Below are 26395 nucleotides of genomic sequence, written 5' to 3'. Positions count from 1 at the left end.
AGGCCACGCTTGCACCGGGTCGTTCACCGGTGCCTGGTCCTCACCCGGAGCACCCCACCGTGGCGGAGGGTTGCCGGCCAGCGAGCCGGGGCTTGACGCTGGCGCTCATGACCTGCCCGAAATCTAGCAGCAGCGCCCCGCCGGTCGTCCACCCGTTATGACGGCCCTCACGTCCGCCCCTTACCGTCGGGCGGCCCGCGTGGTGGCCGGCGGGCGGCGCACCACCTCGGCGTCGTAGCGGACCCGGGCCGCCTGCACCTCGGCCAGGTGGGTGGTGGCCCAGGCTTCCAGGCCGGAGACCAGGTCGAGCAGGCTGCGGCCCAGGTCGGTGAGGGCGTAGTCGACCCGGGGCGGGACGCTGGCGTGCACGGTGCGGGTGACCAGGCCGTCGCGTTCCAGCCCGCGCAGGGTCTGGGTGAGCATCTTCTGGCTGATCCCGTCGATGTGCCCGGCCAGTTCGCCGTAGCGGCGTCCGCCGCCGGCGAGGGCGAGCACGACCAGCACGCTCCACCGGTCGCCGATCCGGTCGATGACCTGCCGGCTGCCGCAGTCGCGCTGGAACGGGTCGGGTCGCATCAGCTTACTCTCCATCAGTGCGTCACAAACTTCAAGGTGCCTACTCTCTGCCGGGAAGTATCGGCTCCCACCTGCGTGTTGGCCAGTACGACAAGAGAACGCCACCCGAAGGAGAGCGCCATGTCCGTCGTCGTCACCGGGGCCACCGGCCAGCTGGGCCGCCTGATCGTCGAATCCCTGCTGCGCCGGGGCGTACCCGCCGGGCAGATCGTGGCCCTCGGCCGCTCCGTGGACCGGCTCGCCGACCTCGCCGACCGGGGCGTCGTGGTGCGGGCGGCCGACTACACCGACCCCGAGTCGCTGCGCGCCGCCTTCGCCGACGCCGAGAAGCTGATGTTCGTCTCCGGCAGTGAGGTCGGCCAGCGGGTGCCCCAGCACCACAACGTGATCGAGGCCGCCCGACAGGCCGGCGTCGGTCTGGTCGTCTACACCAGCATCGCCCACGCCGACACCTCCGACCTGCTGCTGGCCACCGAACACCGGGCCACCGAGGAGGAACTGCGCGCCTCCGGGCTGCCGTACGTGCTGCTGCGCAACAGCTGGTACCTGGAGAACTACACAGGTCAGCTGCCCGGCTACCTGGCCCACGGGGTCGCCGGGTCGGCCGGCGACGGCCGGGTCAGCGCCGCCACCCGGGCCGACTACGCCGAGGCCGCCGCCGAGGTGCTCACCACCGACGGACACGCCGGTCAGGTCTACGAACTGGGCGGTGAGGCGTTCACCATGACCGAGTTGGCCGCCGAGGTGTCCCGCCAGAGTGGACGCGACGTAAGCTACACCGACCTGCCGGTGCCGGCGTACACCGAACTGCTCGTCTCCGCCGGGCTGCCCGAGCCCTACGCCGCCACCCTGGCCGACGCCGACCGGGGCATCGCCCACGGGGCGTTGTACGTGCCGGTGGAGCACCTGGAGAAGCTGCTCGGCCGCCGGCCCACCACCCTCGCCGAGGCGCTGCGCGTCGCCGGCTGACCCGGCGGCGACGGGCGGGCACGGCACCGGATAACCGGTGGAGCGGGCCCCCCACCGGCCCGACAATGCTCGACATGGATCACCACACGCTGGTGCGGACCAGCAAACGGATCGCACTGGCCCTGCGCCACCGACCCGCCCGGTTCGGCCTCGACCCCGATCCGGGCGGGTGGGTCGCCGTCGGCGACCTGCTGGCCGCCCTGCGGATCGACCGGGCCACCCTCGACGCCGTGGTCGCCGACAACGACAAGCAACGGTTCGCGGTGACCCGGGACGCCGACGGGGTGGACCGCATCCGGGCCAACCAGGGCCACTCCTACCCGGTCGACCTGGGGTTGACCGCGCAACCGCCACCCACCCGGCTCTACCACGGCACCGGCGCCGCGGCCCTCGACTCGATCCGGGCCACCGGGCTCAACCGGGGCGGACGGCACCACGTACACCTGTCGCCGGACGTGTCGACGGCCCGGCGGGTCGGGGCCCGCCGGGGTGGCGCGGTGGTGGTGCTGACCGTCGACGCGGCGGCCATGGCCCGCGACGGGCACACCTTCTACCGCAGCGCCAACGGCGTGTGGCTCACCGACGCGGTGCCGCCCGCCTACCTGGCCTGACCGGCCACCCGTGCGTGCGGGGGCGACCGGCCCCCGGTACGGGTATGGTGCGGATTGTCGCGCCAACCCGGCGGGTCGGGCCGGGGGCCGACACGCCACGCGCCCCCCACCACGGGCAGCCGGGGGACGCCCGCCGGAAAGGAACCGCTCGATGGCAGCGCCCCCGATCTCCCCGCACGACGCCCTGACCCGACTCGGCCGGATCCGCCTCGACGAGGTGGGTGTGGACGAGGTGTTGGGGATGATCGCCGACCTGGCCTGCCGAAGCCTGCGCGGGGTGTCCGAGGTGTCGGTGACCCTGCTGCGCGGCGGCAGCCCGCAGAGCGTCGCCGTCACCGGCGACGCCGCGCAGCGGCTCGACGAGTGGCAGTACCGGCAGGGCCACGGGCCGTGCCTGGACGCCTCGGTCACCGGCGACACCTTCGTCGTGTCCGACACCGGCACCGAGGAACGCTGGCCGGGCTGGGCGACGCGCGCCGCCGACGCCGGCATCGGCAGCGTGGTCGCGATCGGCCTGCCGATCCAGGAGGCGGTGGTGGGGGCCCTCAACCTCTACGGCACCCGGCCGCACGCGTTCGACGCCGGGACGGTGGAACTGGCCCGGACGTTCGCCGCGTACGCGGCGGTGGCCCTGGCCAACGCCCACCTCTACGCCAGCACCGCCACCCTGGCTGAGCAGATGCGCTCGGCGATGGAGAGCCGGGCGGTGATCGAGCAGGCCAAGGGCATCATCATGGGGCAACGCCGGTGCACCGCCGACGAGGCCTTCGGCATCCTCACCAGGCTCTCCCAGGACTCCCACCGCAAGCTGCGCGACGTCGCCGCCGCCCTCGTCGGCCGGGCCACCGCCGGTAGCCGCTAAACCCCCGTGCCTCAGCGGTCGGCGGCGGTGGGCTGACCGGGCACCGACCGGGTGGCCTGCCGCACCAGGGCCTCCGCCACGTCCCGCAGCTTGCGGTTGGAGTTCTGGGACACCCGGGCCAGCATCGCGAACGCCTCGTCGGCGGTGCACCGCCGTTGCCCCATGATGATGCCCTTGGCCTGCTCGATCACCGCCCGGCTCTCCATCGCCGAGCGCATCTGCCCGGCCAGCGTCGCGGTGCTGTCGTAGAGGTGCGCGTTGGCCAGGGCCACCGCCGCGTGGTCGGCGAACGTCCGGGCCGGTACGGCCAGCGCGCCGAAGGCGCCGACCCGGGTGCCGTAGAGGTTGAGGGCCCCCACCACCGCCTCCTGGATCGGCAGGCCCAGCGACATCGACGAGCACACCCCCACGGCGTGCGCCCGGGCCGCCCACTCCGGCCACCGCCGCTCCTCGGTCATGTCCGCCACGATCAGCACCGTGCCGGTGGTGGCCGCGTCCAGGCTCGGGCCACGACCCTGTTCGAACTGCCACCTGTCGAGCTGGAGCGCGAGCTCGCCGGTGTGGGCGGCGGTGCTCGCCTCGGTGCCGTGCACCAGGGTCACCGTCACCTCGGCGGCGTCCGGGATGCTCTCCAGGGCCACCTCGGTGATCCGGGACAGGACGGCGTCGAGGCCCATCTCGTCGTGGCGGATGGACCCCAACCGGAGGACAGCCTCGGTGAGGTCGAGCGGTGACTGCGGCATGGCGTCTGACGTCCTTGCGAACCGGCGCGGAACCACCGGCCGGAGCCGGCGGCGCGTGATGATCGGTCCATGCCGGTGGGCCGCAGGTGCAGCCGCCGGACGGGCCGGGGACCGCGCCGCTGCTTGACGCTCACGCACGACACCCGGTGGGGCGTCGGATGCGGAGCACCACTGTACCGGTCGGTCGGTCCGGACACGCGACGGACACCACCGCCGCGTCGGGTTCCGCGCTGGTGTCCCGGTCGGACAACGGGGATGATGGGCGTCCGACGACGACAGGGGAGCGGACGGATGACGGTGGAGATACCGCGCGACGGTCGGGTGCTGTTCATCGGCGACAGCATCACCGACGCCGGACGGGACCGGACCGACCCCGCCGACCTCGGCGTGGGCTGGGCGATGATGGCCGCCGCCTGGTTCACCGCGCGGCACCCGGGCCACCGGGCGACCTTCCGCAACCGGGGCGTCGGCGGCGACCGGGTACGCGACCTGCGGGCCCGCTGGTCGGACGACTGCCTGGCGCTGTCCCCGCAACTGGTGTCGGTGCTGATCGGGATCAACGACACCTGGCGGCGGTACAGCAGCGGCGAGACCACCACCGTCGAGGAGTTCACCGCCGACTACCGGCATGTGCTGGGCGTCACCCGCGACGCGCTGCCCGACGTCCGGCTGGTGCTGATGGAGCCGTTCCTGCTCCCGGTCGACGACGACCAGCGGCGCTGGCACGAGGACCTGGACCCGAAGCTCGACGCGGTGCGCAAGCTGGCCGTCGAGTTCGACGCGACGCTGGTCGCGGTGCAGGCGCGGTTCGACACCGCCGACGTCGACGACCGGGTGTGGACCGACGACGGGGTGCACCTGACCCCGTCCGGTCACGCCGTGCTGGCCCAGCAGTGGTTGGCGGCGGTCAGCCCGGCCACCTGAGGCGTACCGGCGCGCGGGCCGGCCGCCCGTCGGTCAGCCCCGCCGCCAGGGCAGCCGCAGCCGACGGCCCGACGGCTCGACGCCCAGGTCCAGCTCCGGCTCCGTCGCGCCCCGGCGTCGCCACCGGTTGCCCTGCTGGTCGGTGAAGGACAGCTCCACGGTGGCCGACGCGAAACCGGTCAGGTCGACCGCGCGGTCGACGGTGACGAACAGCTCGCCGTCGCGGTGACCGTTGAGCCGGTCCACCGGCCCGGTCACCGCCGTGACCCCGACGACGACGTCCCCGTCGTCGCCCGCGGCCCGGACCCGGGGGGTGGCGGTCAGGTCGAAGACCGGTCCGTCGCTGTCGTTGGTGACCCGCACCCGCAGCACCCCGCCACCCTCGATCCGGGTCGAGGTCGACACCAGGCGGGCCTGCCGGGCGCGGGCGGCCCGGTCCTCACGCCGGCGGGCCCGGATCTCCCGGCGCAGGCTGAGCACGCCGAAGAGCAGGGTGCCCACCGTGCCGAGGCCGCCGAACCAGTCCGGCACCGACCCCCAGTCGATGTGCCCGTGCACGGGCAACCAGGCCAGCAGCTCCACAGTCGACATGGCCGGCACGGTACCGTCGGCCCGCCACCACCCGGTGCGGCCGACGGGTTACGCCGTCGACCTCCCCTGCCCGGCCGGCCCGTCCCACCGTCCCGTCCACAAGACCCGCACGTTCGGCCCGGGTGGTCCACACTCAGTGATACCGGCGCTGCGGACGGGTAGGGTTGGGGGAAGGATCACCACCACGGGCCGCGCTCGACCCGTGGGCGTGGCCCCTGTCGTCCCGCCCCTCCGGGAGGTCAGATGAGTTCCCTCGATCCCGCTCACCAGAACCGAGCGGCCCGGCCCGCAACGCGGCGGCCCTTCCCGTCCCCGGCCCTTCTCCGACGTCACACGGCACCGGTTGTCCCGTCCACGTTCCGGTCCGGCCGCACTCCGGCCCTCGGCCCCGGCACCGGTCGACGATGACCGGCGCGGTGCCGGACGCCGGTTTCTCCATCACCCCGCCCCGCCCCGGTCGGCTGCCGCTGCGCGGCCGCGACGCACTGGTCGAGACGATCCTGCGGGCCGCCGAGCCGCCGGCCGGCACACCCCGCCCGGCCGAGGAGGCTGCCCAGATCCTCTGGGGCCTGGGCGGCTGCGGCAAGAGCGCCACCGCGCTGGAGGTGGCCCGCCGGCTGGAGGCACGCGGTCGGCTGGTCTGGTGGATCTCGGCGAAGGACTCGGCCCGGGTCAGCGCCGGCATGCGCGAGATCGCGGGCCAGCTCCACGCCCCGGAGAGCCAGCTCGACCTGGCCTGGGCGGGTAAGACCCGCAGCCCCGTGGAGCTGGTGTGGACGCTGCTCAACGAGTCGGACCGGCCGTGGCTGCTGATCTTCGACAACGCCGACGAGCCGTCCCTGCTGGCCCCGCTCGACGGCCGGGTCGCCGAGGGCACCGGGTGGTTCCGCCAGCCGCGTACCCGCAACGGGCTGGTCCTGGTCACCACCCGCGACGGTCGCCAGGAGACCTGGGGCGACTGGTCCACCATGCACCCGGTGCGGGAACTCTCCCCGCCGGACGCCGCCCAGGTCCTGATCGACCTCGCCGGCGACGCACCGGGCAACCTCGCCCAGGCCACCAGCCTGGCCACCCGGCTCAAGGGGCATCCGCTGGCCCTACGCGGGGCGGGCACCTACCTCGCCGAGGCCAACCGCATCCCGGTCGGCGGCCCAGGGGTGTCCATCCGCACCTACGACGGCTACCGGGAGGCCCTGGACCGCCGCTCCGGCGCCGGCACGACCCGTACCGTGTCGCAGGCGTTCGACCGCGCGGTACGGCCGGTCGTGCAGTCCTGGGAGATGTCGTTGGACCTGCTCGCCGGGCGGGGGCTGGCCCAGGCCCGCCCGGTGCTGCGGCTGCTGGCCTCGCTGGGGGACGCGCCGATCCCGTACCAGATCCTGCTCGATCCGGCCCGGTTGTCGGCGTCCCGACTGGTCGGTGAGATCGGCGAGGACCGGCTGCGTGAGGTGCTCCGATCACTCGCCGACTTCGCCCTGGTCGACCTCGGCGTGATCGAGTCGCTGCCCGCACAGTCGCCGGTCGCGCACGTGGTGACCCTGCACCCGCTGGTACGCGAGCTGGTGCACGACCACCCCGACGTGATCGCCGACCGGCCCGCCTACCACGAGCTGGTGCTCACCCTGCTCGACGTGCTGCGCCTGCGGGACCCGGACCGCCCCCGGGAGGAGGAGTTCGACCCGGACGAGCCCGACAAGTGGGCCAGCTGGCACGTGCTGGCCCCGCCGACGACCGGGGCGGTGCTGGCCTTCTTCGACGCGGGAGAGCTGCCCCGTACCGAGCCGGAGCTGCTCACCACCGCGCTGGACCTGGCCCGGTTGATCGCCCGCTTCCTGCTGGCCGTCAGCCTGCCCGGCCAGGCCGAGATCCTGCTCGACCGCTGCCTGGCCGCCTGCCGTCGGATCGGTCTCGACCCCCGCGAGCGGGCGGTGCTCAGCCTGCGCCACGAGCGGTCCCGGGCGGCGTTGGAACAGGGGCAACTGGACTGGGCCGAGGCCGAGCTGCGGGAGATCATCCCGGCCCGGGAGGCGTTGCTCGGCCGGGAGCACCGCAACACCCTGGCCAGCCGGCACAAGCTCGCCCGCACCATCCTCGAGCAGGGCCGGTGGGCCGACGCCGAGCAGGAGCTGCGGGACATCGTCCGGGCGGAGTTCCGGGTCCGTGGCCCGGAGGACCGGGACACCATGACCGCCCGGCACAGCCTGGCCCGCGCGGTGGCCGCCCAGGGCCGGTACGCCGACGCCCGCGCCGAGCTGACCGAGATCCTGGAGATCCGGCTGCGGCACTGGGCCCCCGACCACCTGGAGACGCTGACCGTCCGGCACACCCTGGACTACTGCCTGCTGCACGAGGGGCGGGCGGCCGAGGCCCTGGCCGACCTGCGGGCGATCCTCGCCACCGACACCGCCCGACGCGAGGACCAGCACCTCGGGATGATCGCCGCCCGGCACACCCTGGCCGAGGCGCTGGTCGCCACCGGCGACCGGGTGGAGGCTGAGAAGGTCCTCGCCAAGGTGGTCACCGACCGGCGGCGCATCCTCGGCGACGACCACCCCGACACGGTACGGGCGGAGGCCGACCTGCGACAGCTACAGGGTGGATGAGCGCGGTCCGTGCCGCAACCGCCCGACGAGGGAGTGACGTGAGCCAACACCTACGCCGCAGCGACCGGTTGACCCCCGGGTCGCTGCGGGACCTCGCCACCGGCAGGATCGACCTGATCTGGCACCGGGAGTACTTCCCGCCGGCCGAGTGCGACGCCGTCCTGCCCCGGGTGGTGGCCGCCGTCGCGGCGGCGAACTTCTCCCTCACCACGGAGTTCACCAGTGTCGGCACCTCGATGGGTCAGGTCGCCAACGGCGGTGAGGTGGTCCGCCGGTACCTCGACGACGCGCCGGCCACCACCCGGCTGATCCGGCACGAGGTGTTCGCCGGCCGGCAGTCGCCCACCGACCTGATCCGGCTGGACCTCGACGAGATGTGGCCGTACGGGGCGACGGTCGGCCGGCACGAGGGGCGGATGATGCTCCCCGGGGTACTGCGCCGGATGACCCCCGGCGGTCGGGGCCGCCCGCACATCGACCGTCGGCAGATCCCCCTGCTGGACACCTACCGGCTGCGGCGGCGGCTCGGGGTCAACATCTACCTGGAGGTGCCGGCGCCCGGTGACGGCGGCGAGATCGACTTCTGGGGCCGCCTCGGCGAGGACGAGTTCGTGGCGCTCAAGGCCGACCCGTTCGACTACGGACTCGACCCGCAACGGGTCGGGCCGCCGCACGACACGGTGCTGCCCGGCCAGGGTGACCTGGTGATGTTCGAGGCGGGCCGGATGCACGGGGTGCGGGAGGTGCGCCGGGGCTGCCGGACGTCCGCCGCCTGCTTCGTCGGGGTACGCGGCGACACCGACCCGCTGCTGCTGTTCGCCTGATGCCCCGCCGGGGCGTTGCCACGGCCCGGGGTGATCCTCTACGGTCGGTCCAGCGGTTGGCGGTGCGGTCCTTCCCAACCACCACCGCCGAGCGGCCCCGTGGCGGGCCGGGGCCGGTGGGGCCCCGGAGCACCCTGCCGGTGGTCCGACGGCGGTCCCGTGTGTCCTTCCCGCCCCTGCCCGTTCCGCGCCCCCGGCCCGGTTCCGGCCGTTACGGTGGGAAACACGCCGAGCCGCCCGGGAGATCCCGTGTTCCTCACGCCCCACGAGCAGGACCGCCTGCTCGTCCACGTCGCCGCGGACGTCGCCCGCCGCCGGCGCGAGCGCGGACTGCGCCTCAACTATCCCGAAGCCGTCGCCCTGATCACCGCCTTCCTGCTGGAGGGCGCCCGGGACGGCCGGAGCGTCACCGACCTGATGGCCGACGGCCGGACCGTGCTCAGCCGCGACGACGTGCTCGACGGTATTCCGGAGATGCTGGGGGAGGTGCAGGTGGAGGCGACGTTCCCGGACGGCACCAAGTTGGTGACGGTGCACCACCCGATCCCGTGATCCCGGGGGAGATCCTGCCCGGCGACGGGCCGGTCGAGATCAACGCGGGACGTCCGGTGACCACCCTGCTGGTGGTCAACACCGCCGACCGGCCGATCCAGGTCGGCTCGCACTACCACTTCGCCGAGACCAACCCCGGGCTGCGTTTCGACCGCGCCGCCGCGTACGGGCAGCGGCTCGCGGTGCCGGCGGGCACGTCGGTGCGCTTCGAGCCGGGGGTGAGCCGCACCGTGGACCTGGTGCCGCTGGGCGGGGCCCGGGTGGTGCCGGGGCTGCGCGGCGAGGTCGCCGGCCCCCTCGACCCGGGCCCGGACGTCGGCGGGTCCGGCGCGCACGACGGGGAGGTCGGCCGGTGAGCACCGTGGACCGGCGACGCTACGCCGACCTGTACGGCCCGACCACCGGCGACCGCATCCGGCTGGCCGACACCGACCTGCTGATCGAGGTGGAGGTCGACCACTGCGTCGGCGGGGACGAGGCGGTCTTCGGCGGCGGCAAGGTGATCCGCGAGTCGATGGGCCAGTCCCGGGCCACCCGGGCCGAGGGCGCGTTGGACACGGTGATCACCGGCGCGGTGGTGCTGGACCACTGGGGGGTGGTGAAGGCCGACGTCGGGCTGCGCGACGGGCGGATCGTGGCGCTGGGCCGGGCCGGCAACCCGGACACCATGCCCGGCGTCCACCCGGACCTGGTGATCGGCCCGTCCACCGAGGTGATTGCCGGCAACGGGCGCATCCTCACCGCCGGGGCGGTGGACACCCACGTGCACTTCATCTGCCCGCAGCTCGTCACCGAGGCGCTCACCTCGGGCATCACCACCCTGGTCGGCGGGGGCACCGGGCCGGCCGAGGGCACCCGGGCCACCACCGTCACGCCGAACGCCTGGCACCTGGCCCGGATGCACGAGGCACTGGACGCCTTCCCGGTGAACGTGCTGCTGCTGGGCAAGGGCAACACGGTCTCCACGGAGGCGCTGTGGGAGCAGTTGCGGGCCGGGGCGGGTGGGTTCAAGCTGCACGAGGACTGGGGGACCACCCCGGCGGCGATCGACGCCTGCCTGCGGGTCGCCGACGCGTCCGGGGTGCAGGTGTCCATCCACACCGACACCCTCAACGAGGCCGGGTTCGTGGCCGACACGCTGCGCGCGATCGGCGGCCGGGCGATCCACTCGTACCACACCGAGGGGGCGGGGGGCGGGCACGCTCCGGACATCATCACGGTGGCCGGGGAACCGAACGTGCTGCCGTCGTCGACGAACCCGACCCGGCCGTACACCCGCAACACCCTGGCCGAGCACCTCGACATGCTGATGGTCTGCCACCACCTCAACCCGTCGGTGCCGGAGGACCTGGCGTTCGCCGAGAGCCGGATCCGGCCGTCCACGATGGCCGCCGAGGACCTGCTGCACGACCTCGGGGCGATCTCCATCATCGGCTCGGACTCGCAGGCGATGGGGCGGGTCGGCGAGGTGATCACCCGGACCTGGCAGAGCGCGCACGTGATGAAGCGTCGGGTGGGCGCGCTGCCCGGTGACGGCCCGGCCGACAACCACCGGGCCCGCCGCTACGTGGCGAAGTACACCATCTGCGCGGCGATGGCCAACGGGCTGGAACGGGAGATCGGCTCGGTGGAACCGGGCAAGCTCGCCGACCTGGTGCTCTGGGACCCGGCGTTCTTCGGCGTCCGGCCCCACCTGGTGATCAAGGGCGGGATGATCGCGTACGCGCAGATGGGCGATGCGAACGCCTCCATCCCCACCCCGCAGCCGATGCTGCCGAGGCCGATGTTCGGCGCGTACGGCGTGGTGCCGGCCGCGACCAGCGTGGCGTTCGTCGCGCCGGCCGCGCTGGAGGCGGGCCTGCGGCTGGACGTGCGCCGCCCGCTGGTCCCGGTGGCGGACGTACGCTCGCGGGGCAAGGCCGACCTGCCGGAGAACGGCGCGCTGCCGCGCATCGAGGTCGATCCGGACACCTTCACCGTCCGCGTCGACGGGGTGGTGGTCGACCCGGAACCGGTCGCCGAGCTGCCCATGGCCCAGCGGTACCACCTGTTCTGATGACCCCGTCGAGCATGGTGCTGCTGCTGGCCGACGGCAGGTTCCCCGCCGGGGCGCACGCCCACTCCGGCGGGCTGGAGGCGGCGGTGGCGGCCGGGCTGGTCACCGACCCGGCCACCCTGGCCGGGTTCCTGCGCGGCCGGTTGGCCACCGGCGGGCTGGTCGCCGCCGCCTTCGCGGTGGCGGCGCACCGGGCCGCCGGGACCGTCGACCGCCGGGCGACGCTGGCCCGGCTGGACACCGAACTGGACGCCCGTACCGCCGCCCCGGCGCTGCGGGCCGTCTCCCGCCGGCAGGGTCGGGCGCTGCTGCGGGCCGGCCGGGAGATCTGGCCCGGCGGCGGGTTCGACGACCTGTCCACCGGCCCGTCCGGGCCGCACCAGCCGCTGGTCCTCGGCCTGGTCGCCGCCGCCGCCGGCCTCGACCCGGTGGCGGTGGCGACCGTCGCCGCGTACGGGTCGGTGACCGGCCCGGCCAGCGCGGCGGTCCGGCTGCTCGGCCTCGACCCGTACCGGGTGCACGCGGTGCTGGCGGCGCTGGCCGTCGACTGCGACGCCACGGCGGCCCGCGCCGTCGCCACCGCCGACGATCCGCCCGAGTGGCTGCCGGCCCCGGCCGCCCCGCTCACCGACATCCACGCCGAAGTCCACACCACCTGGGAGGTGCGTCTCTTTGCGTCCTGAAACCGTATCGCCGACCCCGCACGCGTCGATCCCGCACGACGAGACCGTGCCGCACACCCACCCCGAGCCGGGGGTCGACCCGCACGCCCCGCTGCCGCCCACCGCCCGCCCGCTGCGGGTCGGTATCGGCGGGCCGGTCGGGTCGGGCAAGACCGCGCTGGTCGCGGCGCTGTGCCGGGCCTTCGCCGACGAGCTGCGCCTGGGCGTGGTCACCAACGACATCTACACCACCGAGGACGCCGACTTCCTGCGCCGGGCCGGGGTGCTCGATCCGGCGCGGATCCGCGCGGTGGAGACCGGCTGCTGCCCGCACACGGCGATCCGCGACGACATCGGCGCGAACCTCGACGCCATCGACGAACTGGTCGACGGGGTCGGGCCGCTGGACCTGGTGCTGGTGGAGAGCGGCGGGGACAATCTCACCGCCACCTTCAGCCGGGGACTGGTCGACCGGCAGATCTTCGTGGTCGACGTCGCCGGTGGCGACAAGGTGCCCCGCAAGGGTGGGCCCGGGGTGACCGCCGCCGACCTGCTGGTCATCAACAAGACCGACCTGGCCCCGCTGGTCCGGGCCGACCTGTCGGTGATGGACCGCGACGCCCGCGCCCGGCGGGGGGACCTGCCGACGGTGTTCCTGTCCATCGTGGGTGATCCGCTGGCCACCGGGGTGGCCGACTGGGTCCGCCACGAGCTGGCCCACCACCGTGGCCGGCTGGCCATCGCCTGATGCGCGCGGTCGCCCGGGTGGTGGCGGTGGCCGACCGTCGGGGCCGCACCGTGCTGCGCGAGCTGCGGGGCGAGTCGCCGCTGCTGCTGCGTCAGGCCGCCGCCGAGCAGGGCGTCCCCACGGTGTACGTCGTCGGCGGTGCGGCCGGTCCGCTGGCCGGTGACGACCTGCGGTTGAGCGTCGAGGTGGGGCCGGGGGCGGCGCTGCGGGTGCGTACCGTCGCCGCCTCGGTCGCCCTGCCCGGCCGGCCCGGCGCGGTCTCCCGGATGCGGGTCGACGCGGTGGTGCACGACGGCGGCACCCTGCACTGGCTGCCGGAGCAGCTCGTCGCGGCGGCCGGCTGTGACCACGTCGCCGGCTCCCGGGTGACCCTCGCCGAGGGGGCCGGGCTGCTCTGGCGCGAGGAACTGGTCTGCGGCCGGTACGGCGAACCCGCCGGCGACGTCGTGGTGGCCACCTCGGTCGACCGCGCCGGCCGGCCGCTGCTGCGCCAGTCCCTGGCGGTCGGCCCGGCCGCACCCGGCTGGGCCGGGCCGGCCGTGCTGGGCGGGGCGACGGCGACCGGGTCGTTGCTGGTGGTCGGTCCCGCCGCCGCGTCGGGACCGGCCACCGTGGACGCCGGCGGCGGCCAGCCCCGGGGCCGGCTGCTCCCCGCCGGCCCCGGGGCGTCCGCCGCCTGGTTGCCGCTGGCAGGCGGCCCGGCGGCCCTGCTCACCGCCACCGCCGCCGATGCGCACACCCTGCGCACCCTGCTCACCGCCCCGGTCGGCGCGCACACCGGGCCCGGGGACACCGCCGGGGCTACCCGTCGGACCGCCGCCCGCACCGGGGCCGACGCGGTGCCGGTCGCCTGACGGCCCACCACCCCGCACGGCCACCGGCCCGGTTCCCGCCTCCGCCGGGACCGGGCCGGTGCGGGTCAGCCGGCGCGGACCGGCTGCCGGCGCGGGTCGAGCCGGGCGACCAGGTCGACGAGCTGCCCGGTCAGCGTCGCGTCGTCGAGGATCCCGGCCAGCTCGGCGCGGACGAGGGCGTCGATGCGTTCCTGTTCGCGGCGGCCCCGGGGGGTCAGGTAGGCCCGGATACGTCGCCTGTCGAACGGGTCGATCCGGCGGTGCACCAGGTTCTGGTCGACGAGCTGGTCGACGAGCTTCGTCAGGGTGCCCGGCGGCAACGACTCCTCGGTGGCGACCTCGCTCATCGGGTGGCCCTGCCCGTCGGCGAGGCGGCAGAGCACCCGCCACGCCTCGACGGTGAGCCCCTCGGTGGTGAGCACCGCGCCGACCCGGCGGGCGAGCAGCCGTTCGGCGCGGGTGAGCGCGCGCATCAGGTCGACGGGCGTCGTGGGATCGTCGGCCATGTCTCTCCCCGTTCGGTGGGTTGCCATGTTACCGAAGCGTCCCGGTTTTCGGTCGGGTCTGGTGGCCTGCCAGGGTTGCCGGCAATCATGTCAGCATGTCCGTGCCGGTGCCCGGCCCCCACGGCGTGTCGGAGCCGTCGCCCCGCTCGGGCGGCACGGCCGGGGCGGCCCCCTGGTTGACCGTCGACCGGTCGGTGGTCAGTGTCGCGCTGGTCTTTCCGATGCGCGGCCCGGCCGGCATGTTCGGCCCCACCTGTGAGCTGTGTGCCCAGTTGGCGGTGGAGGAGGTCAACCGGGCCGGCGGGGTGCTGGGCCGGGAGCTGCGGCTGGTGCCGGTCGACGGCGGTGCGCCACCGGCGCAGGTCGCCGCCGAGGTGGAGGCGCTGGTGTCCACGGGGGCGGTGCAGGGGGTCACCGGCTGGCACATCTCGTCGGTCCGGCAGGCGGTGGCACCCCGGATCGCGCACCGGGTGCCCTACGTCTACACCGCTCTCTACGAGGGCGGGGAGCGTACCGAGGGGGTGTTCCTGACCAGCGAGACGCCGGATGCGCAGCTCCGGCCGGCGATGCGGCTGCTGGCCCGGGAGCAGGGGGTACGCCGCTGGTACCTGGTCGGCAACGACTACGTCTGGCCGCGCCGCACCGCGCGGGCGGCCCAGCGGTACGCCCGCGACGACGGGGCGCGGGTGTGCGGGCGGGTGTTCCTGCCGCTGGGCACCGAGGATTTCGGGCCGGTGCTGCGGGAGATCGAGCGGACCGAGGCCGACGCGGTGCTGATGCTGCTCGTCGGTGCCGACGCCGTCCGGTTCAACCGGGCCTTCGGCCGGTCCGCACTGGACCAGCGGTGCCTGCGGCTGAGCACCCTGATGGACGAGAACATGTTGCTGGCCAGCGGCGTGGGTGGCACCCGCCGGCTGTTCAGCACCGCCGGGTTCTTCGCCGGCCTGGTCACCCGGGAGAACCTGGACTTCCACGGCGCGTTCGCCCGCCGGTTCGGGGTGGACGCGCCACCGCTGGGCAGCCTGGGGGAGTCCTGCTACGAGGGCGTGATGCTGCTCGCCGCCCTGATCGCCCGTGCCCGCACGCTGGACGTACGCGCCATCGGGGCGGCGGCGGACGCGGTCACCTACCACGGCCCCCGGGGCGAGTTGCAGCTGCGCCGCCGCCACGTCCGCCAACGCATCTACCTGGCAGAGGCCGACGGCCTCGACTTCACCGTCCTCGCCGAACTCTGACCCCGCCCACTCTCCCGGCCCTCCGACGGCCCCCGGTTATCCCCGTTGATCAAGAGGTTTGCGTCAGCCGTGGAGCTGGAGCTGACGCAAACCTCTTGATCACGCGGGCCGGGAGAGGCGGGAGCGGGGGTGTTGACAGGGGGGTGGGTGGGGGTTCTAGGATGCTTCCTGCGTGAAGTAATCGCCATTCCTGCCTATTGTCGGGCGGGTTCGGTGGTTGATGGGCCGTCCTGTGTCGGACAGGCGGCGCGCATTTTCGTGAGCGGTCATCGTCCATTGTGGCGGTGGCCTTTTTTGTGTGTGTCGAGATCGGTTCGGGAAACAGCCAATTAAGGGCCGGGAAACGTGGCGGCAATCAATTGGGCAGAGGCTTTTGCTGCCCGAAAGTCCACTGCGGACCGCCGTCGCGACGCCCCACCCGTCGCCCGGTGAGCCCGCCGACCTGCACCACGACCGCACCGCCTACCAATCATTGACAGCAATACCTGCCGGCCAGTGCGGGCCGGCACGGAAATTATCCGGCGAACATCGCTCCGCAGGGAGAATGAATGTCACAGTTCCGGGGCCGCCGCATCCTGGCGGGCGCCTTGACCCTGATTGCCGCCGCCGCGCTCGCCGGTTGTGGCAGCAAGACCTCCGACGAGAAGTCGACCGCCGGGGTCAGCGCCGACGTGTCCGGCGACACCGTCAAGGTCGGCCTGCTCAATTCGCTCTCCGGCACCATGGCCATCAGTGAGGTCACCGTACGGGACTCCATCATGCTCGCCGTGGAGGAGATCAACGCCGCCGGTGGCGTGCTGGGCAAGAAGATCGTCCCGGTCGGTGAGGACGGCGCCTCCGACTGGCCCACCTTCGCCGAGAAGGCCGAGAAGCTGATCTCCCAGGACCGGGTCGCCGCCGTCTTCGGCTGCTGGACCTCGGCCAGCCGCAAGGCGGTCAAGCCGGTCTTCGAGAAGAACAAGGCGCTGCTGTTCTATCCGGTGCAGTACGAGGGGCTGGAGCAGTCGCCGTACATCTTCTACACCGGGGCCACCACCAACCAGCAGATCGTGCCCGGCCTGGACTACCTCAAGGCGCAGGGCAAGAAGTCGGTCTACCTGGTCGGCAGCGACTACGTCTTCCCGCGTACCGCCAACAAGATCATCAAGGCGTACGCGGCGGCGAACGGGATGACCGTGCTCGGCGAGGACTACGCCCCGCTCGGCTCCACCGAGTTCGGCACGATCGTCAACAAGGTCCGCTCGTCGAAGGCCGACGCGGTGTTCAACACCCTCAACGGCGACAGCAACGTGGCGTTCTTCAAGGAGTACACCTCCGCCGGGCTGACCGCCGCGAGCATGCCCGTGGTGTCGGTGTCGATCGCCGAGGAGGAGGTCAAGGGGATCGGCACCCAGTACCTCAAGGACCAGCTCACCGCCTGGAACTACTACCAGACCACCCCCGGCGCGGCGAACCAGAAGTTCGTCGCCGCGTACAAGGCCAAGTACGGCGCGGACAAGCCGACCAGCGACCCGATGGAGGCCGCCTACGTCGCGGTGCACCTGTGGAAGGCGATGGTCGACAAGGCCGGCACCTTCGAGGTGGAGAAGGTCCGGGCCGCCTCCGGCGGCATCACCTACGACGCCCCGGAGGGCCTGGTCACCGTGGACGGCACCACCCAGCACATCGCCAAGACCGCCCGGATCGGCAAGGTCGGCGCGGACGGGCTGATCACCGAGGTGTGGAACTCGGGCCAGCCGATCACGCCCGATCCGTACCTGAAGAGCTACCCCTGGGCGAGCGGCCTGAGCTGACCGATCCCGGCCCGGGCGGGAGGCACCCCCGCCCGGGCCGACCCACCCCTTCGGAGCGCGAACGTGACAGTCCTCTTCGGTCAGCTCTTCACCGGCGTCAGCATCGGCGCGGTGCTGCTGCTCATCGCCCTCGGCCTGGCGCTGACCTTCGGCCAGATGAACGTGATCAACATGGCGCACGGCGAGTTCATCATGGCCGGCGCCTACACCACCTACGTCCTGCAGCAGACCGTGACCGCCGCCGGCTGGTCGCTGCTGGTGGCGCTGCCGGTCGCCTTCGCGGTGGCCGGCGCCATGGGCGTGCTGCTGGAGGTGCTGCTGATCCGCCGCCTCTACGCCCGTCCGCTGGACACCCTGCTGGTCACCTGGGGCGTCTCGCTGATGCTCCAGCAACTGGCCCGCGACGTCTTCGGCAGCCCGAACGTGCAGACCCGGGCCCCGGCGCTGCTGACCGGCAACGTGTCCCTGCCCGGCGGGCTGACCGTCGCCAACAACCGGCTGTTCATCCTGGCCCTCGCGCTGGCCGCCGTGCTGGCGCTGACCCTGGCGCTGCGGCTCACCCCGCTCGGGCGGCGCATCCGCGCCGTGGTGCAGAACCGCGACCTCGCCGCCGTCTCCGGCATCCCGACCGCCCGGGTCGACCGGACGACCTTCTTCATCGGCTCCGGCCTGGCCGGCGTCGCCGGGGTGGCGCTGACCCTGCTCGGGCCGATCGGCCCGACGATGGGCACCAACCTGATCATCGACGCTTTCCTGGTCGTCGTGGTCGGCGGCATCGGCCAGCTCAAGGGCAGCGTGATCGTCGCCTTCGCGCTGGGCGTGCTGCAGGCCACCGGCGAGTACCTCACCACGCTCAGCGTCGCCAAGGTGATCGTCTTCGTGGCGATCGTGGCGTTCCTCCAGTGGCGGCCCCAGGGGCTGTTCACCCTGCGTACCAGGAGCCTCGCATGAGCGCCGCGCCGCTGGTCCGCACCGATCCCGCCGGCGTGGCCGGCACCCCGTCCGGTGGCCGGCGCGGCCGCCGGTTCGACGGCCCGGCCCGCACCGCCGCCGGGTTCGCCCTCGGCGCGGCGCTGCTGTTCGCCGTCGCCCCGCTGACCCTGTCGGACTTCCGGCTGTCGCTGCTGGCCAAGTACCTCTGTGTCGCGATGGTCGCGGTCGGCATCGGCATCGCCTGGGGCCGGGGCGGCATGCTCACCCTCGGCCAGGGGGTGTTCTTCGGCCTCGGCGGCTACGCGATGGCCATGCACCTCAAGCTGGCCGACGCCGGCCCCGGCGAACTGCCCGACTTCATGCAGCTCTACGGCCAGCTCGACGAGCTGCCGCTGTGGTGGCGGCCGTTCGCCAGCCCGTGGATCGCGTTGCCGGCCACCGTGCTGCTGCCGATGGCCGTCGCGTTCGGCCTCGGCTCGCTGGTCTTCCGCCGCCGGGTCCGGGGCGCCTACTTCGCCATCCTCAGCCAGGCGCTCGCCGCCGCGATGGTGATCCTGCTGGTCGGCCAGCAGGGCACCACCGGCGGCACCAACGGCCTCACCGACATCCAGGGCTTCTTCGGGTACGACCTGGACGACCCGGTCAACCAGCGGATGGTGTACTTCATCATCGCCGCCAGCCTGCTCGCGCTGCTGGCCCTGGCCCGGCAACTCATCCGCAGCCGGTACGGCGAGTTGCTGGTGGCGGTCCGCGACGGCGAGGAACGGGTCCGGTTCCTCGGCTACGACCCGGCCGGCGTCAAGCTCGTCGGCTACGTGATCGCCGCCGGAATGGCCGGGCTGGCCGGGGCGCTGTTCGTCCCGGCGGTGGGGATCATCTCGCCCGCGTTGATCGGGATCGTGCCGTCCATCGAGTTCGTCATCGGCGTCGCCGTCGGCGGCCGGGCCACCCTACTCGGCCCGGTGCTCGGCGCGGTGGCGGTGGCCTGGGCGCGTACCGCCCTGTCGGAACGGTTCCCGGGCACCTGGACGTACCTCCAGGGGCTGCTGTTCGTGCTGGTGGTGGCCTTCCTGCCGGGCGGCCTGGCGTCGCTGTGGGCGCTGGCCCGCAAGCGCCGGTCGGACCCGGCCGGCGCGCGGTGGTGGCGGCGTACCCGGACGGCGGAGCCGGCCGAGACCCGGACGGAGGTGTCGGCGGCATGACCGGTCCGCAGCTCGACGGCCTGTGCGTACGCGACCTGCGGGTCACCTTCGACGGCTTCACCGCCGTCGACGGGGTCGACCTCGACGTGCCGCCCGGTGACATCCGGTTCCTGATCGGCCCCAACGGGGCGGGCAAGACCACAGTGGTCGACGCCGTGACCGGGCTGGTCCGGGCCACCGGCTCGGTCCGCTTCGGTGACCGGGAACTGCTCGGCCGCGACGTGCACCGCATCGCCCGCCTCGGCATCGGCCGCACCTTCCAGACCGCGTCGGTGTTCGAGGAACTGACCGTGGTGCAGAACCTCGACATCGCCGCCGGGGCCACCCGGAGCTGGTGGACGCTGGCCCGACGACGCAACCGGATCCCCGACGAGGTGGCCGCCGCGCTGGAGACGATCGGGCTGGCCGACCGGGGCGACCAGCCGGCCGGCGCGCTGGCGCACGGGCAGAAGCAGTGGCTGGAGATCGGCATGCTGCTGGTCTCCGACGCCCGGCTGCTGCTGCTCGACGAGCCGGTCGCCGGGATGAGCCACGAGGAACGCGACGCCACCGGCGTCCTGCTGGAGACGGTCAGCCGGGACCGCACCGTGGTGGTCATCGAACACGACATGGACTTCCTGCGCCGCTTCGCCCGCAGCGTGACCGTGCTGCACGCCGGCAGGGTGCTCAGCGAGGGCACCGTGGCCCAGGTCCAGGCGGACCCCCGGGTGCAGGAGGTCTACCTCGGCGTCGACACCGCACCGGAGGCGTGATGTTGGAGTTGCGTGGCGTACACGCCGGCTACGGCCGCAGCGAGGTGCTGCACGGGGTGGACGTGGCCGTCCCCGCCGACGGGGTGGCCGCCGTGCTCGGCCACAACGGCGCGGGCAAGAGCACCCTGCTGCGGGTCGCCGTCGGCCTGCTGCGCCCCCGGGCCGGCACGGTCACCCTCGACGGGGAGGACGTCACCCGGCTCGCCCCGCACCAGCGGGTCGCCCGGGGCCTGGCGTACGTCCCGCAGGGCCAGCAGTGCTTCCCGCACCTGACGGCGGCGGAGAACCTGCGGCTGGTGGCCGACGGTCGGCGCGACGGGGCCGCCGCCACCGCCGAGGCACTGGACCTGTTCCCGGCGCTGCGTCCCCTGCTGCGGCGACGGGCCGGCCTGCTCTCCGGCGGTCAGCGTCAGCAGTTGGCCATCGCCCGTGCGCTGGTCACCCGGCCCCGGCTGCTGCTGCTCGACGAACCCACCGAGGGCATCCAGCCGTCGGTGGTCGCCGAGATCCAGGACCGGATCGTCGAGCTGGCCACCGGGGCCGGCATCCGGGTGCTGCTGGTGGAGCAGCACCTCGGCTTCGCGCTGCGGGTGGCGACCCGGCACTACGTGCTGGAGTCCGGCCGGGTCACCGCAAGCGGCGACGGCGGCCGGGACGCCGAACGGTCGGTCCGTCAGGCGCTCGCCGTCTGAGAGTGCCGAACTGATCACTGAAGGTGACGCTCCCTGTAACATTGGCGTGCGTAGATGGATGGGGGTGTGCTCCAGCCGCCCGTGACGCAGGGGAGTGACTGTGCGGAGTCTGCCGGCCCGGGTCCTGGGCGTCGTGACCGCGATCTCGCTCGGTGTGGTCGGCGCTCCGTCGCCGGCCCCGGACCGGCCGGCCGGCGCGTCGGCCGCCGCCGCCCCGGCGGCGGACCCGGCGGACGAGCTGACCGGCGACATCGTCTTCTCCGTGCCCAGCGGCACCTTCCGCGACGAACTCACGGTCTCGTTGCGGACGACGGTGAGCGACGCCGAGATCCGCTACACGACGGACGGGTCGCTGCCCCGCACCGACTCCCCACGCTACGACGGCACCGCACTGACCCTCGTCGACACCACCCAGCTACGGGCCCAGGCGTTCGTCGACGGGGTGGCGACCGGTGACCCCGGCACCGCCCTCTACGTCGAGCGGGCCGTGGACGTCAGCCTCGACCTGCCGATCCTGCTGATCGACGGGTACGGCCAGGGTGCGCCGGGACGGGAGTTCGTCGATGCCGCCGCGCTGCTGTTCGCGCCGACCGGGGGACACGCGTCGCTCGCGACGCCACCCACCCTCGCCACCCGGATCGGTTACCACCTGCGTGGCACGTCGAGTTCCCTGTTCGACAAGGCGCCCTACCGGGTCGAGTTCCGGGACAACGAGGATGACGACGTCGACCTGCCGGTGCTCGGCATGCCGGCCGAGTCCGACTGGGTGCTGCGCGGGCCCTACACCGACAAGGCGCTGATCCGGGAGGCGTTCACCTTCGACCTGGCCCGCGAGATCGGATTCCAGGCGCCCCGGTACGCCTTCGTGGAGTTCTACCACAACGTCGCGGACCGGCCGGTGGCCGCCGAGGACTACCAGGGCGTCTACCTGATCGTCGAAACCATCAAGAACGCCAAGAACCGGCTCGACCTCAAGGAGCTCGACCCCGACGACGTCACCCTGCCGGCCATCACCGGTGGGTACATCGTCAAGTTCGAGTGGCTGACGGCCGAGGAACCCACCCTGGAGTGCCAGGGCCGGCCCGCTACCTGCTGGCACTACCTGGAGGTGGTCGACCCCTCGCCGCTGCCACCGGAGCAGCAGGCCTGGCTGACCGGGCACCTCCAGCAGTTCAACGACCTGATGCAGTCCCGCGACTTCGCCGATCCGGTGACCGGCTATCCCGCCTGGATCGACGTGGGATCGTTCGTCGACTCGTTCATCCTCAACGAACTGACCCGCAACTTCGACGCCTACGCCCGCAGCTCGTACTTCTACAAGGACCGGGGTGGCAAGATCACCGCCGGGCCGCTGTGGGATCTCGACCTCACCTACGGCGTCGGTGGCGGGGACAACCTGGAAACCAGCGGCTGGCAGTACGAGCAGCCCCGGTGGCCGAAGCCCAACAACTGGATCAACAGGTTGGTCACCGACCCCGGGTTCATGGCGCTGGTCCGGGCCCGCTGGGCCGAGCTGCGGCGGGGCCCGCTGTCGGCCGCCGGGCTCGACGCGCGCCTCGCCGGTCTCACCGCGCCGCTGGCCAACGCCGCCGACCGCAACTTCCAGCGGTGGCCGAACCTGACCACCGAGAAGATCGGACCCATCGTCACCCCGACCGCCGACACGTGGCAGGGGCAGCTCGACTACCTGCGGGACTGGCTGGACCGCCGGATGGCGTGGCTGGACTCGGCGATCTAGGCCAGCCGGATGTCGTCGCCGTCGACCGTCACCGCCCGGGGCGGCAGCGGACTGCCGGCCGGGCCGCTGCGCACCGCGCCGTCGGCGATGCCGAAGACGCTGTTGTGGCAGCCGCAGACGATGGTGCCGTCCTTGACCGAGGTGACCGTGCAGCCCTGATGGGTGCAGGTCGCCGAGAACGCCTTGATGGTGCCGGCCGCCGGCTGGGTCACCACCACCCCCTCGGCTTTGAAGATCTTGCCGCCGCCGACCGGGATGTCCGCCACCGCGGCCAGCGCCGCCGGGGCGGGCGGCTGCTCGCCGCCACCGGTGGGGGAACCGCTCGCCCCGGCGGACGGCCCGGCCGGTGCACCGCCACCCGGCGAGGCGCCGGCCGGCGCGGCGGCCGATCCGCCGGTCTGCGGCGCCGCGGCCGGCGTGGTCGGCTCACCGTACGTCTGGCAGCCGGTGAGCAGGGCGGTCACGCCCACCCCGCCGACGCCGGCCAGCACCGCCCGTCGGGACGCGCACCCGGCCCCACGCTCGTCGCACATCTGCCCGTCGTTCCTCTCCCGTGTCACGAGCCCGTCACGTCCCCACCCCGAAGGTGGTGAAGTACCACAGCGACGAGGTCACCCAGATCCCCATCAGGACGGTGAAGACCAGCCCACCGACGACCGGCAGCACCCACCCGGCCAGCCCCCGCTTGGGCAGCGCCAGCATCTTCATGGTGAACACCCCGAAGAAGAGGCAGCCGAGCAGCGAGTGCAGCAGGGTCCGCAGGTCGTAGTCGGCGAAGCCCAGCGCGTAGAGGCAGTGCACCGCCACCGGGACGGTCAGCAGGAACGCCACCCGGCCGCTCCACCGGTGCAGCCCACCCGCCCAGGAGGGCGAGAAGCCACCGAGGCGGCCCCACATCGCCAACGCGCTGAGCAGCTGCACCACGGCGAAGAAGGCCGCCCCGGTGCCCAGCCAGACCTTGACCGCCTGAGGGCTGGAGAAGCCGGCCACGTTGACCGCGATCCCGGTGGGCTGGTGCATCCGGCCGTACGCCCCGAGGGCCACCGCGACCGCCGCCCCGACCAGCAGCGGTACGAGCACCGAGGCGGGTGGGGCGCCGGAGCCGGTGGACGGCGCGGCGACCGGGTCGGGCGGGGCCGGGGCGGGCGGGGGGTCGGACAGGACCCGGACGGACGGCCCGTCGTCGAAGTCGCGTCCCACGTCGGTCTCGAACCTGCGGCGTGCCGTCGTCATCACGTACCGGACCCCGGGTCGGCCACGACCGGTGACGCGGTGACGGTCCGGCCGTCGAGGATGGTGGTGCCGAACGCGGGGTCCAGCGGCGGGGCCGGCACCGGCGCGCCGTCGCGGGTGACCACCCCGATCTGGCTGCCGTCGGGCAGCATGATCCAGCCACCGTCGACGCCGGCGCGGCGCTGCTGGGCGGTGGCCCGGTAGAGCACCGGGTCGGGCTTGCCGGTCTGCTTGGCGGTGAACTTCCACCGGCGCTGACCCACCACCATCTCGCCGGAGGCGACCCCGTCGCCGAACGACCCGGTGAGCACCTCGCCCTTCTTGCCGGTCAGCTTCATCCGGCCGTCGGCGGCGGTGCCGTTGAGCCACACCTCCAGCTTCCTGCCGTCGCAGACGTACGCCACCGCCTTGCCGTCGGTGACGGTGATCGCGATGGTGGCGCCGCCGTCGAGCCGTCCGGTCCAGTTGGAGTCGGCCTGCTTCGCCGGCGGCGTCGTGGCCGGTGGCGTGGTCTCCGCCGGTCCGGGCTGGCCCGGCGCCGCCGGGGTGGCCTCCGGTTCGGCCGCCGGTTCGGCGTCCGGTTCGGCCGCGGGGGCGGCGGGCGACGCCACGGCGGCACCGGTCGGGCTCGTCGCGGGCGCGGCCGCACCGGCATCGACCGTACGCGGCGCCGCCTGGGCGCTCATCGCGAACAGGACGGCGGCCATGCCCGTCCCGGTCAGCAGGGTGAGCAACGGGGTCGTGCGCTTCATGAGCAGCTCCCTTCACCGGGTGGTACGAAGCCGGGGCGTCGGTCGTTCAATGTCGGGACGAGAACCTGTGATCGCCGGTGGTCGGGTGCCCGGTCCATCACCGACAGTGATCGTCCCGGGTGGCCGGTAGGGTGTCGGGATGGCCGCCGCGCTCCCGTACCGCCCCGGGACCGGGTGACCGGTGCCTTCCGTGCCTGTTCCCACCCGGCGGCGTGGCGCCGATTCCGGGCCCGTCCACCCCGTCGGCCTCGCCCGGTGGTGTGCCCGGGTCACCCGGTCGCGCCCCTTCGAGGCGGCGATCGTGGTGCTCATCATGGCCAACGCGGCGGTCCTCGGGGTGGAGACCTACCGGATCTCGGTGCGGCCCGCCCGGCGTTGCACTGGCTGGAAATGAGCTTCCGGGCGGCCTTCGTCGCCGAGATCGCCGTCCGGGTGCTGGCGTACGGACGTCGGCCGCAGGACTTCCTGCGGCACGGCTGGAACGTGTTCGACCTGGTGGTGATCGCGGCGATCTTCCTGCCCGGCCTGCACGGCGACTCGGCGCTGCTGCGGGTCGTCCGGGTGGCCCGGGTGCTGCGCCTGGTGCGTTTCTCGCCCGGTCTGCGCACCATCGTGGCCGCGCTGTGGCGCAGCCTGCCCGGTGTCGGCGGGTTCCTCGCGCTGGCCATGGTGACCCTCTACGTCTACGGCATGGCCGGCTGGCTGATCTTCGGCCGGGCCTACCCGGAGCAGTACGGCGACATCGGCCGGTCGCTGCTGACCCTGTTCGTGCTGCTGTCCCTGGAGACCCTGCCGGATCTGGTGGAGCAGGGGATGGCGCTGTCCCCGTGGACCCTCGTCTACTACGTCAGCTACGTGCTGATCACGGTCAACCTGCTGCTGAACATCCTGATCGCGGTCATCGTGAACTCGATGGAGGAGGCCCGTCGGCTGGAGATGACCGAGCGGCTGGCGCCCGGCTACGACGCCGACGGCGACGGGGTGCCCGACGAGGTGGACCGGATCGCCCTGACCCAGCGCCTGGACGACCTGCGGGCGGTGATCGCCGAGCTGGAACGCGAGCTGCGCATCGACCGGGACGACTCGTCGAGCCGGCACCGGCCGGTGCCGGAACGCACCGACGCCCGGTGACGGCGGGCGTCGGCATCCCTGCCGACGTGTCGCCCGGCCCGTCGGCCGGTGACCGGACCGGTGCCGGTCGGCGGACCCGCGACCCTCGGCCCGAGCGCCGCCGAGGGTCCGTCGACACCGGCCCCGACGTCCAGGTCTCCCGAATGGTGGGACGATGGAGGTGGGCGATCACGTCCTGATCATGATAGGGATGAAGGGGCGCGCGGTCGTTACCGGCCGGACGCCCCTTCGATGTTGGGCGAAGGAGGTCGGTGTGCGGTTCGAACGTACGGTCATTCACGGGGTCGGACTCTGCCAGCGCTTCGCCACCGCGCACGGCCAGTGGGCCAGCGTCATCTCCCACCCCGGCGGGCGGCGCGACATCGTGATCTACCACCCCGACGACACCGACACCGCGGTCGGCACGCTGGTGCTCGACCAGTCCGAGGCGCAGGCCGTCGCCGCGGTGCTCAACCAGGCGGTCACCGTCGACCACCTCGCCGAGCTGGAACGCCAGCTCCCCGGCGTCACCGTCGTGCGAATACCCGTCGCCGTGGGCAGCGCCGGAGACGGGAAGCGTTGGCGGGACACCACGCTGTCCGGCCTGCCGCTGTCGCTGCTGGCGGTGGTCCGCGCCGGCCGGGTCGTGCCGACCCCCGGAGACGACCACGTGCTGCTCGCCGGCGACGAGGTCGTCGTCGCGGGTGCGGAGGCGGCCACCACGACCGCTGTGGACGTGTTAGCCGGTCACTGACCGGGTGCCAGCACCGACCAACCAATTACTGCTCACGCCACCGTCGCGGTGGCCGTGCGACCCGGGGACGCCCGTCCCCGCGCCGCCGGTTCCGCACCGTCCCGAACGGGCCGGTGGCCA

The 26395-nt window shown here is 73.5% G+C and carries 29 protein-coding genes and 1 riboswitch; of the genes, 22 read left to right on the top strand and 7 right to left on the bottom strand.

What is annotated here, in order from left to right; all coding sequences use genetic code 11:
• Positions 1–113: riboswitch (SAM riboswitch) on the bottom strand.
• Between the two features lie 67 nt (positions 114–180).
• Positions 181–576 carry a winged helix-turn-helix transcriptional regulator gene (locus ACN260_RS15020; protein WP_422756555.1) on the bottom strand — a complete coding sequence of 132 codons (396 nt, stop codon included), beginning with the start codon at positions 574–576 and terminating at the stop codon, positions 181–183.
• 120 nt (positions 577–696) lie between these two features.
• Between ACN260_RS15020 and ACN260_RS15015 the strand changes: the two genes are divergently transcribed.
• From ACN260_RS15015 to ACN260_RS15005, 3 genes are all read left to right on the top strand, one after another.
• Positions 697–1545 (top strand): SDR family oxidoreductase, encoded by an 849-nt coding sequence (locus ACN260_RS15015; RefSeq protein ID WP_422756554.1) that lies wholly within the window; start codon positions 697–699, stop codon positions 1543–1545.
• 74 nt (positions 1546–1619) lie between these two features.
• Positions 1620–2156 (top strand): RNA 2'-phosphotransferase, encoded by a 537-nt coding sequence (locus ACN260_RS15010; RefSeq protein ID WP_422756553.1) that lies wholly within the window; start codon positions 1620–1622, stop codon positions 2154–2156.
• 151 nt (positions 2157–2307) lie between these two features.
• Positions 2308–3018: a GAF and ANTAR domain-containing protein gene (locus ACN260_RS15005; protein WP_422756552.1), complete on the top strand. Its 711-nt coding sequence runs from the start codon at positions 2308–2310 to the stop codon at positions 3016–3018.
• 11 nt (positions 3019–3029) lie between these two features.
• On the opposite strand, the gene ACN260_RS15000 is transcribed toward ACN260_RS15005, so the two are convergent.
• Positions 3030–3761 (bottom strand): ANTAR domain-containing protein, encoded by a 732-nt coding sequence (locus ACN260_RS15000; RefSeq protein WP_422756551.1) that lies wholly within the window; start codon positions 3759–3761, stop codon positions 3030–3032.
• Positions 3762–4052: 291 nt separating this feature from the next.
• Between ACN260_RS15000 and ACN260_RS14995 the strand changes: the two genes are divergently transcribed.
• Positions 4053–4685 (top strand): SGNH/GDSL hydrolase family protein, encoded by a 633-nt coding sequence (locus tag ACN260_RS14995; RefSeq protein WP_422756550.1) that lies wholly within the window; start codon positions 4053–4055, stop codon positions 4683–4685.
• A gap of 33 nt (positions 4686–4718) precedes the next feature.
• On the opposite strand, the gene ACN260_RS14990 is transcribed toward ACN260_RS14995, so the two are convergent.
• Positions 4719–5276, bottom strand: coding sequence for a hypothetical protein (locus ACN260_RS14990; protein WP_422756549.1), 558 nt, complete (start codon positions 5274–5276; stop codon positions 4719–4721).
• Positions 5277–5680: 404 nt separating this feature from the next.
• Here ACN260_RS14990 and ACN260_RS14985 point away from each other — a divergent pair, with 404 nt between their 5' ends.
• The 8 genes from ACN260_RS14985 (at position 5681) to ACN260_RS14950 (ending at position 13575) form a co-directional block, all read left to right on the top strand.
• Complete coding sequence (locus ACN260_RS14985; protein ID WP_422756548.1) at positions 5681–7879, top strand: tetratricopeptide repeat protein; 2199 nt, start codon at positions 5681–5683, stop codon at positions 7877–7879.
• A gap of 38 nt (positions 7880–7917) precedes the next feature.
• The gene (locus ACN260_RS14980; RefSeq protein ID WP_422756547.1) at positions 7918–8703 is read left to right on the top strand and encodes a 2OG-Fe(II) oxygenase; all 786 of its coding nucleotides are present in this window, start codon (positions 7918–7920) and stop codon (positions 8701–8703) included.
• 249 nt (positions 8704–8952) lie between these two features.
• The gene (locus ACN260_RS14975; RefSeq protein WP_422756546.1) at positions 8953–9255 is read left to right on the top strand and encodes an urease subunit gamma; all 303 of its coding nucleotides are present in this window, start codon (positions 8953–8955) and stop codon (positions 9253–9255) included.
• Positions 9252–9611, top strand: a complete 360-nt coding sequence (locus ACN260_RS14970; RefSeq protein WP_422756545.1) for an urease subunit beta — start codon at positions 9252–9254, stop codon at positions 9609–9611. Before ACN260_RS14975 ends, ACN260_RS14970 begins: the two co-directional genes overlap by 4 nt.
• Entirely contained in the window at positions 9608–11311 is a 1704-nt protein-coding gene (locus ACN260_RS14965) for an urease subunit alpha (protein ID WP_422756544.1), read from the top strand. The genes ACN260_RS14970 and ACN260_RS14965 overlap by 4 nt, the downstream gene beginning before the upstream one ends.
• The gene (locus ACN260_RS14960; RefSeq protein ID WP_422756543.1) at positions 11311–11994 is read left to right on the top strand and encodes an urease accessory protein UreF; all 684 of its coding nucleotides are present in this window, start codon (positions 11311–11313) and stop codon (positions 11992–11994) included. The genes ACN260_RS14965 and ACN260_RS14960 overlap by 1 nt, the downstream gene beginning before the upstream one ends.
• Positions 11984–12721, top strand: a complete 738-nt coding sequence (gene ureG, locus ACN260_RS14955; protein ID WP_422756542.1) for an urease accessory protein UreG — start codon at positions 11984–11986, stop codon at positions 12719–12721. Before ACN260_RS14960 ends, ureG begins: the two co-directional genes overlap by 11 nt.
• On the top strand, positions 12721–13575 hold the full coding sequence (locus tag ACN260_RS14950) for an urease accessory protein UreD (RefSeq protein WP_422756541.1): 855 nt from the start codon (positions 12721–12723) through the stop codon (positions 13573–13575). Before ureG ends, ACN260_RS14950 begins: the two co-directional genes overlap by 1 nt.
• A gap of 65 nt (positions 13576–13640) precedes the next feature.
• Here ACN260_RS14950 and ACN260_RS14945 read toward each other — a convergent pair whose 3' ends face one another.
• A complete protein-coding gene (locus tag ACN260_RS14945; RefSeq protein ID WP_422756540.1) occupies positions 13641–14081 on the bottom strand; it encodes a MarR family winged helix-turn-helix transcriptional regulator in 441 nt (146 codons plus the stop codon).
• Positions 14082–14176: 95 nt separating this feature from the next.
• Here ACN260_RS14945 and ACN260_RS14940 point away from each other — a divergent pair, with 95 nt between their 5' ends.
• From ACN260_RS14940 to ACN260_RS14910, 7 genes are all read left to right on the top strand, one after another.
• The gene (locus tag ACN260_RS14940; protein ID WP_422756539.1) at positions 14177–15316 is read left to right on the top strand and encodes a substrate-binding domain-containing protein; all 1140 of its coding nucleotides are present in this window, start codon (positions 14177–14179) and stop codon (positions 15314–15316) included.
• Between the two features lie 548 nt (positions 15317–15864).
• A complete protein-coding gene (gene urtA, locus ACN260_RS14935) occupies positions 15865–17109 on the top strand; it encodes an urea ABC transporter substrate-binding protein (RefSeq protein ID WP_422756538.1) in 1245 nt (414 codons plus the stop codon).
• A gap of 63 nt (positions 17110–17172) precedes the next feature.
• Positions 17173–18060, top strand: coding sequence for an urea ABC transporter permease subunit UrtB (gene urtB / locus ACN260_RS14930; protein ID WP_145920169.1), 888 nt, complete (start codon positions 17173–17175; stop codon positions 18058–18060).
• Positions 18057–19244 carry an urea ABC transporter permease subunit UrtC gene (gene urtC / locus ACN260_RS14925; RefSeq protein ID WP_422756537.1) on the top strand — a complete coding sequence of 396 codons (1188 nt, stop codon included), beginning with the start codon at positions 18057–18059 and terminating at the stop codon, positions 19242–19244. Before urtB ends, urtC begins: the two co-directional genes overlap by 4 nt.
• Positions 19241–19996, top strand: coding sequence for an urea ABC transporter ATP-binding protein UrtD (urtD, locus tag ACN260_RS14920; protein WP_422756536.1), 756 nt, complete (start codon positions 19241–19243; stop codon positions 19994–19996). The genes urtC and urtD overlap by 4 nt, the downstream gene beginning before the upstream one ends.
• Positions 19996–20688 (top strand): urea ABC transporter ATP-binding subunit UrtE, encoded by a 693-nt coding sequence (gene urtE / locus ACN260_RS14915; RefSeq protein WP_422756535.1) that lies wholly within the window; start codon positions 19996–19998, stop codon positions 20686–20688. The genes urtD and urtE overlap by 1 nt, the downstream gene beginning before the upstream one ends.
• Positions 20689–20788: 100 nt before the next feature.
• Positions 20789–22426 carry a CotH kinase family protein gene (locus ACN260_RS14910; RefSeq protein ID WP_422756534.1) on the top strand — a complete coding sequence of 546 codons (1638 nt, stop codon included), beginning with the start codon at positions 20789–20791 and terminating at the stop codon, positions 22424–22426.
• On the opposite strand, the gene ACN260_RS14905 is transcribed toward ACN260_RS14910, so the two are convergent.
• Genes ACN260_RS14905 through ACN260_RS14895 form a run of 3 tightly spaced genes read right to left on the bottom strand, consistent with a single transcriptional unit; the run spans position 22423 to position 24411 of the window.
• A complete protein-coding gene (locus tag ACN260_RS14905) occupies positions 22423–22986 on the bottom strand; it encodes a Rieske (2Fe-2S) protein (protein ID WP_422756533.1) in 564 nt (187 codons plus the stop codon). The two genes, ACN260_RS14910 and ACN260_RS14905, sit on opposite strands and share 4 nt — an antisense overlap.
• Before the next feature lie 7 nt (positions 22987–22993).
• Entirely contained in the window at positions 22994–23659 is a 666-nt protein-coding gene (locus ACN260_RS14900; protein WP_422756532.1) for a DUF6529 family protein, read from the bottom strand.
• Entirely contained in the window at positions 23659–24411 is a 753-nt protein-coding gene (locus ACN260_RS14895) for a hypothetical protein (RefSeq protein ID WP_422756531.1), read from the bottom strand. The genes ACN260_RS14900 and ACN260_RS14895 overlap by 1 nt, the downstream gene beginning before the upstream one ends.
• 190 nt (positions 24412–24601) lie before the next feature.
• Here ACN260_RS14895 and ACN260_RS14890 point away from each other — a divergent pair, with 190 nt between their 5' ends.
• The 3 genes from ACN260_RS14890 to ACN260_RS14880 all read left to right on the top strand — a co-directional run bounded on the left by ACN260_RS14890 (position 24602) and on the right by ACN260_RS14880 (position 26275).
• The gene (locus ACN260_RS14890; RefSeq protein ID WP_422756530.1) at positions 24602–24805 is read left to right on the top strand and encodes a hypothetical protein; all 204 of its coding nucleotides are present in this window, start codon (positions 24602–24604) and stop codon (positions 24803–24805) included.
• The gene (locus ACN260_RS14885; protein WP_422756529.1) at positions 24802–25542 is read left to right on the top strand and encodes an ion transporter; all 741 of its coding nucleotides are present in this window, start codon (positions 24802–24804) and stop codon (positions 25540–25542) included. The genes ACN260_RS14890 and ACN260_RS14885 overlap by 4 nt, the downstream gene beginning before the upstream one ends.
• A 253-nt stretch (positions 25543–25795) precedes the next feature.
• Complete coding sequence (locus tag ACN260_RS14880; RefSeq protein WP_422756528.1) at positions 25796–26275, top strand: hypothetical protein; 480 nt, start codon at positions 25796–25798, stop codon at positions 26273–26275.
• Positions 26276–26395 lie beyond the last annotated feature (120 nt).

Source organism: Micromonospora sp. WMMD708 (genome assembly GCF_049315245.1).
GTDB classification, from domain to species: Bacteria; Actinomycetota; Actinomycetes; order Mycobacteriales; family Micromonosporaceae; genus Micromonospora; species Micromonospora wenchangensis.
Note: the sequence above shows the minus strand (reverse complement) of the source record. Positions and strands in the feature narration are given on the sequence as shown.

Excerpts from the sequence above, each read along its gene's own strand:
- ACN260_RS15020 (WP_422756555.1), bottom strand. The coding sequence starts at position 576 with ATGCGACCCGACCCGTTCCAGCGCGACTGCGGCAGCCGGCAGGTCATC.
- ACN260_RS15015 (WP_422756554.1), top strand. The coding sequence starts at position 697 with ATGTCCGTCGTCGTCACCGGGGCCACCGGCCAGCTGGGCCGCCTGATC.
- ACN260_RS15010 (WP_422756553.1), top strand. The coding sequence starts at position 1,620 with ATGGATCACCACACGCTGGTGCGGACCAGCAAACGGATCGCACTGGCC.
- ACN260_RS15005 (WP_422756552.1), top strand. The coding sequence starts at position 2,308 with ATGGCAGCGCCCCCGATCTCCCCGCACGACGCCCTGACCCGACTCGGC.
- ACN260_RS15000 (WP_422756551.1), bottom strand. The coding sequence starts at position 3,761 with ATGCCGCAGTCACCGCTCGACCTCACCGAGGCTGTCCTCCGGTTGGGG.
- ACN260_RS14995 (WP_422756550.1), top strand. The coding sequence starts at position 4,053 with ATGACGGTGGAGATACCGCGCGACGGTCGGGTGCTGTTCATCGGCGAC.
- ACN260_RS14990 (WP_422756549.1), bottom strand. The coding sequence starts at position 5,276 with ATGTCGACTGTGGAGCTGCTGGCCTGGTTGCCCGTGCACGGGCACATC.
- ACN260_RS14985 (WP_422756548.1), top strand. The coding sequence starts at position 5,681 with ATGACCGGCGCGGTGCCGGACGCCGGTTTCTCCATCACCCCGCCCCGC.
- ACN260_RS14960 (WP_422756543.1), top strand. The coding sequence starts at position 11,311 with ATGACCCCGTCGAGCATGGTGCTGCTGCTGGCCGACGGCAGGTTCCCC.
- ACN260_RS14950 (WP_422756541.1), top strand. The coding sequence starts at position 12,721 with ATGCGCGCGGTCGCCCGGGTGGTGGCGGTGGCCGACCGTCGGGGCCGC.
- ACN260_RS14945 (WP_422756540.1), bottom strand. The coding sequence starts at position 14,081 with ATGGCCGACGATCCCACGACGCCCGTCGACCTGATGCGCGCGCTCACC.
- ACN260_RS14940 (WP_422756539.1), top strand. The coding sequence starts at position 14,177 with ATGTCCGTGCCGGTGCCCGGCCCCCACGGCGTGTCGGAGCCGTCGCCC.
- urtA (WP_422756538.1), top strand. The coding sequence starts at position 15,865 with ATGTCACAGTTCCGGGGCCGCCGCATCCTGGCGGGCGCCTTGACCCTG.
- urtC (WP_422756537.1), top strand. The coding sequence starts at position 18,057 with ATGAGCGCCGCGCCGCTGGTCCGCACCGATCCCGCCGGCGTGGCCGGC.
- urtD (WP_422756536.1), top strand. The coding sequence starts at position 19,241 with ATGACCGGTCCGCAGCTCGACGGCCTGTGCGTACGCGACCTGCGGGTC.
- urtE (WP_422756535.1), top strand. The coding sequence starts at position 19,996 with ATGTTGGAGTTGCGTGGCGTACACGCCGGCTACGGCCGCAGCGAGGTG.
- ACN260_RS14900 (WP_422756532.1), bottom strand. The coding sequence starts at position 23,659 with ATGACGACGGCACGCCGCAGGTTCGAGACCGACGTGGGACGCGACTTC.
- ACN260_RS14895 (WP_422756531.1), bottom strand. The coding sequence starts at position 24,411 with ATGAAGCGCACGACCCCGTTGCTCACCCTGCTGACCGGGACGGGCATG.
- ACN260_RS14885 (WP_422756529.1), top strand. The coding sequence starts at position 24,802 with ATGAGCTTCCGGGCGGCCTTCGTCGCCGAGATCGCCGTCCGGGTGCTG.